This is a genomic window from Curtobacterium sp. MCBD17_032 (assembly GCF_003234855.1).
Lineage (GTDB): Bacteria > Actinomycetota > Actinomycetes > Actinomycetales > Microbacteriaceae > Curtobacterium.
In genome coordinates, this window is the sequence record NZ_QKTO01000006.1 from 159,041 (window position 1) to 171,503 (window position 12,463).

10 protein-coding genes are annotated in these 12,463 nt (G+C 70.6%); 9 read left to right on the forward strand and 1 reads right to left on the reverse strand.

Going from position 1 to position 12,463, the window contains the following annotated elements:
• The first annotated feature begins 6 nt into the window (after positions 1-6).
• The 7 genes from DEI91_RS10635 (at position 7) to DEI91_RS10670 (ending at position 9,394) form a co-directional block, all read left to right on the forward strand.
• A complete protein-coding gene (locus tag DEI91_RS10635) occupies positions 7-1,428 on the forward strand; it encodes a glucose-6-phosphate dehydrogenase (RefSeq protein ID WP_111052300.1) in 1,422 nt (473 codons plus the stop codon).
• A gap of 234 nt (positions 1,429-1,662) precedes the next feature.
• Positions 1,663-2,475, forward strand: coding sequence for a DUF5819 family protein (locus DEI91_RS10640; RefSeq protein WP_111052258.1), 813 nt, complete (start codon positions 1,663-1,665; stop codon positions 2,473-2,475).
• 1 nt (position 2,476) lies between these two features.
• Positions 2,477-3,928, forward strand: a complete 1,452-nt coding sequence (locus tag DEI91_RS10645) for an HTTM domain-containing protein (protein WP_258374389.1) — start codon at positions 2,477-2,479, stop codon at positions 3,926-3,928.
• Positions 3,925-5,331, forward strand: coding sequence for an NAD(P)/FAD-dependent oxidoreductase (locus DEI91_RS10650; protein ID WP_111052259.1), 1,407 nt, complete (start codon positions 3,925-3,927; stop codon positions 5,329-5,331). Before DEI91_RS10645 ends, DEI91_RS10650 begins: the two co-directional genes overlap by 4 nt.
• 162 nt (positions 5,332-5,493) lie before the next feature.
• Positions 5,494-8,172, forward strand: coding sequence for a hypothetical protein (locus DEI91_RS16010; protein WP_146244272.1), 2,679 nt, complete (start codon positions 5,494-5,496; stop codon positions 8,170-8,172).
• 206 nt (positions 8,173-8,378) lie between these two features.
• Positions 8,379-9,188, forward strand: a complete 810-nt coding sequence (locus DEI91_RS10665) for a class E sortase (protein ID WP_258374390.1) — start codon at positions 8,379-8,381, stop codon at positions 9,186-9,188.
• Complete coding sequence (locus DEI91_RS10670; protein WP_220038078.1) at positions 9,185-9,394, forward strand: hypothetical protein; 210 nt, start codon at positions 9,185-9,187, stop codon at positions 9,392-9,394. Before DEI91_RS10665 ends, DEI91_RS10670 begins: the two co-directional genes overlap by 4 nt.
• Before the next feature lie 169 nt (positions 9,395-9,563).
• On the opposite strand, the gene DEI91_RS10675 is transcribed toward DEI91_RS10670, so the two are convergent.
• The gene (locus DEI91_RS10675; protein WP_111052262.1) at positions 9,564-9,962 is read right to left on the reverse strand and encodes a hypothetical protein; all 399 of its coding nucleotides are present in this window, start codon (positions 9,960-9,962) and stop codon (positions 9,564-9,566) included.
• Positions 9,963-10,209: 247 nt separating this feature from the next.
• Here DEI91_RS10675 and DEI91_RS10680 point away from each other — a divergent pair, with 247 nt between their 5' ends.
• Together DEI91_RS10680 and DEI91_RS10685 are read left to right on the forward strand one after the other, a co-directional pair.
• Positions 10,210-11,154, forward strand: coding sequence for a conjugal transfer protein (locus DEI91_RS10680; protein ID WP_181439569.1), 945 nt, complete (start codon positions 10,210-10,212; stop codon positions 11,152-11,154).
• Positions 11,151-12,419 (forward strand): FHA domain-containing protein, encoded by a 1,269-nt coding sequence (locus tag DEI91_RS10685; RefSeq protein ID WP_111052264.1) that lies wholly within the window; start codon positions 11,151-11,153, stop codon positions 12,417-12,419. Before DEI91_RS10680 ends, DEI91_RS10685 begins: the two co-directional genes overlap by 4 nt.
• Positions 12,420-12,463: the final 44 nt, after the last annotated feature.

Below are 12,463 nucleotides of genomic sequence, written 5' to 3' on the forward strand. Positions count from 1 at the left end.
TGGGGCATGGCGAGCCTCCAGACCACACTGCTCATCCTCGGAGCCAGCGGCGACCTGTCCAAGCGGTTGCTGCTCCCCGGCCTCGCGACGCTGCTCGACGTCAAGGACGACTGGGAGATCCAGCTCGTCGGCGCCGGCGTCGAGGACCTGTCCGACGCCGACTGGAAGCACCTCGTGCACGAGGCGTTCGAGAACGCCCAGGCGTCGAAGAACGAGGAGGACGAGGGCGCGACCGGCGAGGGGCGACTGTCCCCGCGCCTCCAGGCCGTCGTCGACGGCTCCTCGTACCGCAAGGCCGACGTCACCGACGCCGACGACCTGCGGACCCTGCTCGGCGACTGCGAGCACGACCCGGCGATCTACTTCGCGCTGCCGCCGGCCGTCACCGAGAAGAGCTGCGAGCAGCTCGCCCACATCGACCTGCCGTCCCGGACACGGCTCGCGCTCGAGAAGCCGTTCGGCACCGACGCCGAGAGCGCCGAACACCTCAACGCCCTGCTGCACTCGTTCCTCCCCGAGGAGCGTATCCACCGGGTCGACCACTTCCTCGGCCGGTCGACCGTGCTCAACCTGCTCGGCCTGCGGTTCGCCAACCGGATCATCGAGCCGCTGCTGTCCTCGCAGCACGTCGCGCGCGTCGACATCGTCTACGACGAGACCCTCGGCCTGGAGGGGCGTGCCCGGTACTACGACAAGGCCGGTGCGCTCGTCGACATGATCCAGAGCCACCTGCTGCAGGTGATGGCCGTCGTCGCGATGGAGGCCCCCGCCTCGATCGACGCCGACGACCTCCGCACGCAGAAGGAGCTCGTGCTCCGCGCCGTCCGGCCCTGGGGTGGGGACGTCGAGGCCGCGGGCAAGCGCGCCCGGTACACCGCCGGGACGGTGGGGGACCGGTCGATGCCGTCGTACGCGGACGAGGAGGGCGTGGACCCCGCACTCGGCACCGAGACGTTGGCGCAGCTGAAGCTCGAGATCGCGAACTGGCGCTGGGCCGGCGTGCCGTTCACCCTGCGTTCCGGCAAGGCCCTCGGGAAACAGCGCCGCGAGATCCTCATCACGTTCAAGGACTCGCCGCACGTGCCGAACGGACTGACCGGCGCCGTCCAGCCGGACCGGCTCTGCATCTGGATCGCCCCGGACGAGATGCAGCTCGAGCTCAACGTGAACGGCCCGGGTGACCCCTACACGATCGACCACACCGCCCTGACGACGACGTTCAACCCCGGACGCTTGAGTGCGTACGGCGAGGTGCTCGCCGGTGTCCTGGAAGGGGACGCCACCCTGTCGGTCCGCGGGGACAGTGCCGTGCAGGGGTGGAAGGTCGTCGAGCCCTTCCTCGCTGCCTGGCGTGCGGGGACGACCCCGCTCGACGAGTACGCGGCCGGATCTGGCGGGCCGGACAGTTGGGACAACGTCGACAGCTGACCGAGCGGGTCTGCTGACCGCGTTCAGCAGCTGACCGGGGTCGCCCGGTGCGAAGAGGTGGTGCCGTCTGCGGACGGGCCACCTCTTCGTCGTTCCCGGGGCGTGACCGCCAGCGTGATCCCGGCGCGGCTGCGCCGCTCGGCTTCCTGCATGGCACGTGATATGTTGGGTATACGAAATGTCGCACATCGTGCGCATGCCCACGATCAGATCCCGAGCAGCAGGAGAGACCCCATGTCCGACAACCCGATGCCGCGTGCGCTCAAGCGCCGACCGGTCGTGAGAGCAGTCATGGTGCTCCTCGCCCTGGTCACGGCGTTCCACGTCTTCGCACAGTTCCTCTGGATCGCGCCGGCCTCCCAGCTGCGCACGCTGATCCCGGGGGACTTCCTGACGTCCTGGCAGATCCCGTACTTCGGGCAGTCCTGGTCCGTCTTCGCCCCCGACCCCATCAACGGGAACTACGTCTACAAGATCCGCGCCGTCGTGCGCGACGACTCAGGCGAACGCGTCACCACGAAGTGGATCGACGCCACCGACGCCGAGTACGCCGGCGCGAAGCACCACCTCCTCCCGGCACGGGCGACGAGCCTGGCGTCGGAGCAGGCCACGAACTACAAGAACGCCTGGGACGAGCTCACCGAGGACCAGAAGGCCGTCGTCGCCGAGCACTACTGGAAGGGCGACGACTGGAAGGCCCGTTTCGAGGGCAAACTCCGCGCAGCGAGCGGCGACGACCAGGACGCCGTCGCGAAGGCCAACGCGTTCATCACCGCGAACGCCTTCACCGACGCGTACGCCACCCAGGTCGCACGCGCGGTGTGGGGCGACGGCGTCGACTCCGTGCAGTGGGACATCTACCGCCAGAACGTGACGCCGTTCGCGGACCGCCACGAGGAGCACCCCACGCCGGAGCCGAAGCAGAAGGCCCCCACCGGCTGGCGCGGCCTCTTCACGATGCCCGAGCAGAACGAGCAGGACTTCGCCGAGACCTTCACCCGCTGGGTGGACGCGTCCGGCCAGCACGACGCGACCGAGGTGCACTGACATGACGAACGCCATCACGACCACCGCTCAGCGCACCGTCGGCACCATCCGGTCGCTCGTCGGCCAGGCGCTGCAGATCGTCCTCGCCGTCCTCACCCGCGGGTGGGGCACCGCCGAGCACTGGCTGCTCGACTCCAAGAAGGCGCAGTACGGCATCTCCGTCACGCGCATGCTCATCGGCGTGCACGGCATGCTCATCATCGCCGCCAACTTCAGTACCCGGTACTACGCGTTCGGCGCCGGCTCGTTCTGGGACGGGCAGCACGCCTACCCCGGCAGTGACTTCGCCCGCATCTGGGTGTTCAGCTGGTTCCCGTTCATCGGGGCGAGCAACGGCGGTTTGACGTTCTCCCTCGTCGCGCTGTTCGTCCTCGCGCTGCTCGTGGCGCTCGGCTGGCGCACGAAGTTCGTGCTCCCCGTCTACGGCGTCTTCTTCGTCTCCTGGATGGAGATGAACGACCTGCTGTCCGACCAGTCGGACAACATGCTCCGGATGGTGATGATCTACATGCTCTTCGCCGACTCGTCCATCCGCCTGTCGCTCGACGCCCGCCGCCGGACGCGGTCGCACGCTGCGCTCCGCACCTACGCGCACCGCGTCGCCGCCGTCCGGCCGTACAACAACCTGCTCCACAACCTCGTGCTCGTGGTGATGACCCTGCACGTCGGGTTCGTCTACATGTCCGGCGCGCTCTACAAGGCGCAGGGGCAGACCTGGGCGAACGGCTACGCGGTGTACAACCCGCTGCACGTCGACCGCTTCTCCACCTGGCCCGAGCTCGCCGACGCCGTGACCTCGTGGGGCCCGGCCGTGGTCGCGATCTCGTGGGGCACGATCATCGTCCAGATGATGTTCCTGCCGATGCTCATCAACCGGGTGACGCGCATCCTGGCGCTGCTCGCGATCATGGGCTTCCACCTCGGCATCGGCTTCTTCATGGGGCTGCCGTTCTTCTCGCTCGCGATGATCGCCATCGACGCGATCTTCATCCGCGACACCACCTGGAAGCACCTCGGGCGCGCGGTCCGCTCGGCCTGGCAGAGCGCCGTCGCGTCCACCCCCGGCCGGGAGGTCCGTCCCGCCGCCGCCACGTCGGTCACGTCCGCGAGTGGCCCGATCCCGACGGGTGCGGCTGCGGTCACGACATGCACCTGTGCAACGCACCACCACGCTGCGGTCCAGCCGGACCCGGCGTGGGTCGGGGCACCGACCACCTCGAGCAAGGAATCCGACCCGTCCGCCGCCGAGGACGCGAGCGCGGCCTTGGCGCAGGTCGAGGCCGTTGACCGACCCGCGACGCCGGACGGCGGTGGGACGACCGCGAGCGGGACTGCCCGTCCGGAGGCGCGCGTCGGCTCGGACGAAGCGACCGGAGCGCAGGAGGCGAGCGACGAGACGGAGTCGGACCGGGCCTCCCGACCGTCGTCCGAACTCGTGACGGAGCACGCGTGACGGCGTACGTCGTCGGGTCCGGGCCCAACGGGCTGGCCGGCGCGATCGTCCTCGCGCGCGCCGGACTGGACGTGACCGTCCTCGAGTCCCACTACCGCGTCGGCGGGGCGCTCGGGTCGGCCGAGCTCACCGAACCGGGCCTGGTGCACGACCTCGGCGCGTCGTTCCTGCCACTGGCCGTGCGCTCCCCGTTCTTCCAGTCGCTCGACCTCGAGGCGCTCGGCGTCCGCTTCCGCCACGCGCCCGTCGAGCTCGCACACCCGCTCGACGACGGCAGCGCCGGCGTGCTGCACCGCGACCTCGGCGCCACGGCGGAAGGACTCGGCGCAGACGGAGCGCTCTGGCGCAACGTCCTCCAGCCGTTCGTCGACCGCTTCGACGACCTGCTCGAGGACACGATGCGGCCGATGCTCCGCGTGCCGAGGCACGGGCCGCTCACCGCGCGGTTCGGGGTGCTCGCCGCGCGCTCGGCCGTCGACTTCGGCCGCACCTTCCGGACCGAGCAGGCCCGTGCGCTCTGGAGCGGCATCGCGGCGCACGCGACCACCGACCAGGCGGCTGCGTTCTCCTCGGCGGTCGGTCTCATGCTCGCCACAGCGGGCCACGCCACCGGCTGGCCGGTCGTCGAGGGCGGCGCGCAGGTGCTCACCGACGCGCTCGTCCGGAAGCTCCGGCAGCTCGACGGGCGCATCGAGACCGGTCGGACCGTCACCGACGTCCGGGACCTGCCGGACGCCGAGGTCGTCCTGCTCGACGTCGCGCCGTCCGCCGCGATCGGGATCCTGCACGACGGGATCCCCGCGAAGCGCCGCCGCGCCTTCAGCAGCTACCAGCACGGTCCGGCCGCGTACAAGGTGGACTTCGCCGTCGACGGCGGCATCCCCTGGCGGAACGAGGACTGCAAGCGAGCCGGGGTCGTGCACCTCGGCGGCGCGGCAGACGAGGTCGCGTCCACCGAGGCGTCCGTGGTCAGCGGGCGCTCGGCGCGCAAGCCCTTCACGCTCGTCGGGCAGCAGTCCCTCGCCGATCCCGGCCGTGCCCGCGGCAGCCTCCAACCGGTGTGGGCGTACGCACACGTGCCGTACGGCTCCGTCCTCGAGCACGAGCACCGCATCGTCAAGCAGATCGAGCGGTTCGCCCCCGGGTTCCGGGACCGTGTCGTCGCCACCCACATCACGAGTGCGATGGGTCTTGCGGCGGCGAACTCGAACTTCGTCGGCGGGGACATCAACACCGGGGCGAACACCTTCGCTCAGCTCATCGGGCGCCCGACCGTCGGCAGGAACCCCTACGCGACCGGCGTCACGGGCGTCTACCTCTGTTCTGCCGCGACACCGCCGGGGCCAGGCGTGCACGGCATGAGTGGCGTCAACGCTGCCGAGGCCGCGATCCGCCACCTCTAGCTCCACGACTCCGGACCAGTTGCCATCGACTGGTCCGGCCCGGGCGAGGGCGCGGCAACGCCCTCGGCCCGGGGAACCTCCGCCGGTGATGTGCGTCGGCGGCGATTCACGACGGCACGGGACCAGGCATGGTCCGTGTCGCTGACCAAAGGAAAGCATTACATGAGCAAGCACAAGCGCTTCAGTGCGAAGAAGGTCGTCGCTGCGACGACAGTCGGCGCGCTCGCAGCAGCGGGGGCGGCCTTCGGGATTTCTTCTGCCAACGCAGCTTCTTCGGCAAACGGTCTCATCGTGGCGAATTATGACACTTCTGTTGGTGGATACATTGTCATCGGCGCTGGACGCACCACTGAAAGGTCAAAGATCCCGGTTGAGTTTGCAAGGACCCTTGCGGAAGCGCGCCAAAAGGCGCTGAAGGTTCCTCAGGCTTGGACTTTCCCGAAAGGGACCGCGACAGGGCCCATCAAGAGCCCTTCGGGCCAATGTATCGAGGACACATCCACCTTGTTCCTCGCGAACAACGCGGTGCACGACGACTACTCAAACAAGCTTACCAATTGTACTGGAGGAGTGGATCAACAGTTCCGTTGGGACCCGACGAGGTCGCGTTGGGTTGAGGGTCACACCTACTATCTGAAGGGGAAAGGTACCTACACATTCAACTTGTTCTTCGTCAAGGAGGCAAGTGGCAACTATGTGAAGCCCTCTGCGATTCATGCGCCGATTCTGAACGGATCAATCGTCCCAGAAAGGCCCGGGCCTGTCGATCCCATCATCAACCCAGGTAATGCAAATGCTGCTGCGTCTGCTGCTGCGTCCGCAAATGCGGACGACCACTCGAACGCGTCCGTGAAGGGCGCCGCTCAAGCTGCTGCATATGGAGACAAGTCGACGCAGGCATCGGCTGCAACGAACAAGGACGCGAAGGCAGCTGCGGAGGCAGCCGGTTCGGCGACGGCGTCAACGAATGCCTCGGCAGATGCGGCGCCGAACGCGAATGCCGCTGCGCAGGTAGCCGCACAGGCTGCCGCCGATGACGACGCCAACGGAACAACCAACGCAGGCGCGTCTACTGCATCCAATGGAGACGCCTCCGCTGCTGCGCAATCGGCGGCGATTCAAGACGCGTCCTCGGATGCGTCGAAGGACGCTGCTGCGGATGGTGCCGGCAGCGGGTCGGATGCGAATTCGTTGACGAAGGCGAACGCGAATGCTGCGGCGTCGGCTGCTGCGTCGGCGGATGCTGATGGGAACGACAACCCGGCGGCGGAGGCTGCGGCGGTTGCTGCTGCGTTCTCGGACGCGCAGTCCGACAAGGATGCTGCGGCGACGACGCATGGTGAGGCTGCGGCGGCTGCTGCGGGCAACATGGTCGCGGAGGCGTCGAAGGATGCTGCGGCGTCGGCGGAGTCGGCGGCTGCTGCTGCGGCGCAGGCTGCGTCGGAGGGCAACAACGACTCGGATGAGAACGCTGCCGGGTCGCAGAACGCGAAGGCTGTTGCGCAGGCGGCTGCGCAGTCGGCTGCGATCTCGAACGCGTCCTCGGACGCGTCGAAGAACGCTGGGTCGGATGCGAATTCGTTGACGAAGGCGAACGCGAATGCTGCGGCGTCGGCTGCTGCGTCGGCGGATGCTGATGGGAACGACAACCCGGCGGCGGAGGCTGCGGCGGTTGCTGCTGCGTTCTCGGACGCGCAGTCCGACAAGGATGCTGCGGCGACGACGCATGGTGAGGCTGCGGCGGCTGCTGCGGGCAACATGGTCGCGGAGGCGTCGAAGGATGCTGCGGCGTCGGCGGAGTCGGCGGCTGCTGCTGCGGCGCAGGCTGCGTCGGAGGGCAACAACGACTCGGATGAGAACGCTGCCGGGTCGCAGAACGCGAAGGCTGTTGCGCAGGCGGCTGCGCAGTCGGCTGCGATCTCGAACGCGTCCTCGGACGCGTCGAAGAACGCTGGCGCTGACGGTTCCACGAGCTCGAGCGGTTCGACGAGCACGAGTGGTTCGACTGAGGCGAGCGGTTCGACGAGCACGAGTGGTTCGACTGAGGCGAGTGGTTCGACGAGCACGAGTGGTTCGACTGAGGCGAGTGGTTCGACGAGCACGAGTGGTTCGACTGAGGCGAGTGGTTCGACGAGCACGAGTGGCTCGACTGAGGCGAGTGGTTCGACGAGCACGGGTGGTTCGAGCGAGGCGAGCGGTTCGACGAGCACGAGTGGTTCGACGAGCACGAGCGGTTCCACCACGGCCAGCGGTTCGACGAAGGCGAGCGGCTCGAACCAGGCGAACGCCAACATGAACGCCTCGGCGTCGGCTGGTGCATCAGCTCAGGCTGACGGCAACAAGAAGGCCGCGGCGCAGGCTGCTGCTGAGAAGGCGGCGAACGCTGACGGCACCTCGATCGCTTCGGCGGCGAAGGACGTCTCGGCGAACGCCGCTGCGGCTGCTGCCGGCAACCAGGTCGCGAGCGCGTCGAAGGACGCTTCCGCGAACGAGAAGGGTGCTGCATCGGCTGCGGCCGTGGGTGCTGCGAACGGGGACAACTCCTCGGCAGTGCACGCGTCGGCCTCGTCCGCTGCGAAGGGTGACGCGTCCGGTGCTGCCTCTGCTGCGGCGATCGGTGCGGCCTCGTCCGATGCGTCCGGCAACGCCTCGGGCACCGTCTCCGGCTCCGGGTCGTCCGACGGGTCGGGCAAGCCGTCCGGTGAGCTCGCGTTCACCGGTTCGGACGTGCTCATGATCGCCGGACCGATCGCGGCCCTCCTCGCCGCTGCCGGTGGTGTGCTGATGTTCGTCCTGCGTCGCCGGAAGGCCGACAGCGAGACGGTCGACAGCGAGATGTGACCGCGGGACGTGCGGGGCCCGTCCGGGCTCCCGCACGTCCCCACCCCGGGCCCCGGCCGCGAACCGCGCCGGGGTCCGGCCCGTGCCGTGTTCCGCCGTGCCCTGCCTGCCGAGCCGCTCTGTCCAGCGGTGTCGGGCCTCCAGGCGGGAGCACGGCGTCAGGCGGCCCCGAACCCGACCCACGCGAACCGCTGGAGGACCGACCGATGCCCGAGACACTCGAGGAGAACCCGTGGCTCCGGACGGCACCAGCCCATGCTGCTGTCGCGTCACGAAGGCGACGGCGGCCACGCCGGAGCATCGCCTCGGTGCTGCTCACCCTCGTCGCGGAGCTGCTCATCGTCGCGGGTGCCGGAACCGGGCTCTACGTCCTCTGGACCGCGTGGTGGACGGACGTCGTCGCCGTGCGGGAGCAGACGCAGATCCTCGACGGGCTCCGGCAGCCGGAGACACCTGACCGTGCGGGCGTCCCGCAGCGGGGTCCGGCTCCGGTGCTCGACGAACCCACTGCCGTCGGTGCGGTGTTCGGCTCGATGCAGATCCCACGGTTCGGCAACGACTACGACCGTCCCATCGCGCAGGGGACCGATCGCGAGCGCGTCCTCAACACGATCGGCCTCGGCCACTACGTCGGGGTCGCCATGCCCGGCGCGGTCGGCAACTTCGCCGTCGCCGGACATCGCGTCACCTACGGCAAACCGCTCAACCAGGTGGCGGAGCTGCAGACCGACGACGCCGTCGTGGTCCGGGTCACCGACACGAGAACCGCATTCGACGTCTGGTACGTCTACCGGGTCACCGACAGCCAGATCGTGACGCCCGAACACACCGAGACGATCGCCCCGGTGCCGAACGAGCCCGGGGTGGAGCCCGGAGCGGACGACCGGTGGCTCACGCTCACCGCATGCCACCCGATGTGGTCGGCCGCGGAGCGGTACGTCGTCCACGCGAAGCTCGACTACTGGATGCAGGCCTCGGACGGGACGCCGAAGGAACTCCGGGAGGCCGCGAAGTGATCTTCCCCCTCGTCTGGCGTCTGCTCCCCGGACCGACCGCTCTCAAGGTGCTCGAGCTGCTCGTGCTCCTCGTCGCCGTCGTCCTCGTGCTCTTCACGTGGGTCTTCCCCTGGGTCGCAGCGGACGTCCTCCCGTCGCCCGCCGGCACCGTCGCACTGCCCCTTCCCGATGACGCGCGCGGCCCGTCCGCCCGCGGAACGGCCTGATCGTCACACCTGACAAGAGAGATCCGATGGACCAGCCATTCCCGTCCCGTCGGTCGCTCCGGACCCGGACCGACGCCCGCCCCGAGCAGCCGGGCACCGCGAGCGACCACGCTCCGTCGCCCCGGCCAGCGGCCGACGCCTCCCCGAACCCCTGGACGCGCCACGCGGGTCAGACGCTGGCCGTGGAGGACACGCCACCCGAGGTGCCGGTCCTGGAGGCCCGGGTCACCCCGGCGCCGTCTGTCGCGTCCGTCATCGGCGCGGCGGTCACCGCCGCGCCCGCGCCCGCGGCCGTTCCGGCAGGTGGTGACACCTCGCAGGTCGCGGCCGCAGGCTCGTCACCGGGATCGACGTCGTCGGGACCCGGGGCATCGAGCTCGACGTCGGCGCCGGACTCGGTGCCCGCTGTGGCGCCCGCTGCGATGTCGGCGGCCACCGCGATGCCGACCTCCGCCGCGACGCCGACTCCCGCTACGGCGCCGGCCGTGACGCCGACTCCCGCCGCGGCGCCCGCCGTTGTGCCGACTCCCGCCGTGGCGCCCGCCGCGATGTCGGCGGCGACCGCCACCCCGGCCCCGACCCTGACCCCGCCGCAGGATCCGACGGCAGTGGCTCCCCCAGCGGTGATCGCTGACACGGGACAACGGGCTGGTGGTGCGACGCCCGCTGCGGCTGCGGCTGCGGCTGCGACCGCCGCTGACGCAGAGCCGGCGACGCCGGCGCGCGGCGGCCGGCGGTTGCGGCTCGGGCGTCTGCGAGACGCACGCACCGAGGCGCACGGTGGACGGGCCTCCCGTCCGGAGTCGGGGTCGAGTTTGGAGACTCGGAGCAGCACGACGTCCCTCGCGCACGCACCGCGGCTGACGGTGTCCCTGCTCGGCGTGCTCCGGGACGTCCTCGGGTTCGGGTCACGAGGCGGACGGTCGCGATGGGCGCGGGCGACGCAGGCCCTCGTGGCGGGCGCGGCGGTCGTGACCCTGGTGGTCGGGGTCCGGACGATCTTCGCGCCGTCGCCAGCCGGGAGCGTGCCGTACTCGGCGACGTTCCCGCAGGCCCTCGCGGTCTCCACGGCCGAGCGGTTCGCTGAGGCCTACTACACGTGGGACGAGTCGGACACGCAGGCGCACGCGGACGCCCTCGCGGACGTGATGGTCAGCGGCGTGCCACGTCAGGCGGGCTGGGACGGCTCGGGCAAGTCCGCGGCGGGTGATGCGGCAGCGCTCGGGTTCTCGATCGTCGATGCCTCACACGCGATCGTCACGGTCGTCGTGTCCGTCACCGGGTACTCGGGCGCGCCGGGGTCCTGGCGCGAGGGCGAGACGGTGCAGCAGGCGCTGAGCATCCCCGTGCAGGTCGTCGGGCCGCGGACATGGGTGTCCGGCCTCCCGGCGGCGATCGGTGTCCCGGATGCACCGCAGGGGACGCCGATCGCACCCCTGCCGCAGGACGAGGCCACGACCTCCGCGACCCGACCGGTGGTCACCGCGTTCTTCCGCGCGCTCGAGGGCTCCGGCGCGGCCCTCGCCGGAGAACGTGCGGAACGGGCACCCGGGCTCGGCGGGACGCTCGCGTTCGAGCGACTGCGCTCGTGGTCGGTGCACCGATCCGACGCCGTGAGGAAGACCGGCACGGCCGTCGTGCAGTGGGAGACCGCGGACGGAGCAGCCCTGGAACAGCAGTACCGCGTCGTCGTGACCCGCGACGGCGACACCTGGAACGTGAGCGCGGTGACGGCCGCGGTCGGAGGAGGAACACCATGAGCACCGACATCACGACCGACCTGCCAGCCGGTGCCGGATCCGCCGTCGCCGCACACATCACCGAGGACGGCACGCTGGAGATGCTCGTGGACGACGTCGCGACCGTGCGCATGGTGGGTGACAGTGCGCGAGCGCGCGAGATCGTGATCGCCGACGTCGTCGCCCTCGCCCGGCAGCGCGGCGAGGCCGTCCGGCTCGTCACGAGCGGCGCCGAGGGGGAGTGGCACCTGTCGGTCGGGACGGACGGGTCGGTGTTGGCGGTGCCCGATGTCCCCGCTCCTCCCGTCGGCGGGGACACGGTGCCGTCCGACCTGCGGGCGGCTGACGGTGACGGGGCGGCGCAGGACGAGGCGGGGGCGCGCGGTGAGAGCCGCAGCACGCCGACGGTCGACGCGGTCGACCTCGCTGCCGCGGACTCGTCCGACGACGCCGGCGACGACCCGGCCCTGCCGGATGGTGCGCTCATCGCGCCCGCGGGACCGACGGGAGGCCCGACAGGCCTCCCAGCGGCGCCTGCGGTTCCGGACGCGGCGCCGATGACCGCTCCGCCATCGGGTGCGTCCGACGGACCCGATGACTCGATCCCGGCTGCCGTGCCTGCGGCGAGTGTGCCGTCCGACGTGCCCGTGGCCTCCCGACCGTCTGTCGTGCTGGCGGCGTCGGTCCCGTCCGACGTGCCCGCAGCCTCCCTCCCGGTGGGTCCGCCCGCGGAAGGCATCTCGGTCGCAGTAGCCGCCGTCGGCTCGTGGTCGGGGCCGACGGAGCCGGGTGTGCAGACAGCCCCGGCCGCTGCGCCGACAGAGGGGGCGAAGTCCGAGTCGGCCGGCACAAGGCCGTCGGAGCACACCATCCCCGCGCTCGACGGGACCGGGCCGGACGTGCCGACCAGGGACGCGGAAGACGACCTCGACGAGGAACTCGAGCGGACCGTCGTCGTACCGCCGCGTGCACGGACGGTGCACCGCGCCACCCTGCACACGAGCTCCGGCACGAGCATCACGATCACGGGGAGCGGTGTGATCGGCCGACGCCCGACGCGGACGCCGAACCCGGTCCGCTTCCCGGACGCCGACGCGAGCATGTCCAACGCGCACGCGGCGTTCTCCGTCGTCGCGGACGGCCTGCTCGTCACCGATCAGGGATCGCTGAACGGCACCGTCGTCCAGCACGACGGCCTCGTCACGGAGTGCGTACCGGGCCGGCCCGTCCACGTCCCCCGCGGTGGCCGGGTCGACCTCGGTGAGCAGTTCTTCATCGTGGTCTGAAGGGTCCCGACGGGTCGTGACGGCCCGGGACCGCAGCCGGGCGA

Excerpts from the sequence above, each read along its gene's own strand:
- DEI91_RS10635 (WP_111052300.1), top strand. The coding sequence starts at position 7 with ATGGCGAGCCTCCAGACCACACTGCTCATCCTCGGAGCCAGCGGCGAC.
- DEI91_RS10640 (WP_111052258.1), top strand. The coding sequence starts at position 1,663 with ATGTCCGACAACCCGATGCCGCGTGCGCTCAAGCGCCGACCGGTCGTG.
- DEI91_RS10645 (WP_258374389.1), top strand. The coding sequence starts at position 2,477 with ATGACGAACGCCATCACGACCACCGCTCAGCGCACCGTCGGCACCATC.
- DEI91_RS16010 (WP_146244272.1), top strand. The coding sequence starts at position 5,494 with ATGAGCAAGCACAAGCGCTTCAGTGCGAAGAAGGTCGTCGCTGCGACG.
- DEI91_RS10665 (WP_258374390.1), top strand. The coding sequence starts at position 8,379 with ATGCCCGAGACACTCGAGGAGAACCCGTGGCTCCGGACGGCACCAGCC.
- DEI91_RS10685 (WP_111052264.1), top strand. The coding sequence starts at position 11,151 with ATGAGCACCGACATCACGACCGACCTGCCAGCCGGTGCCGGATCCGCC.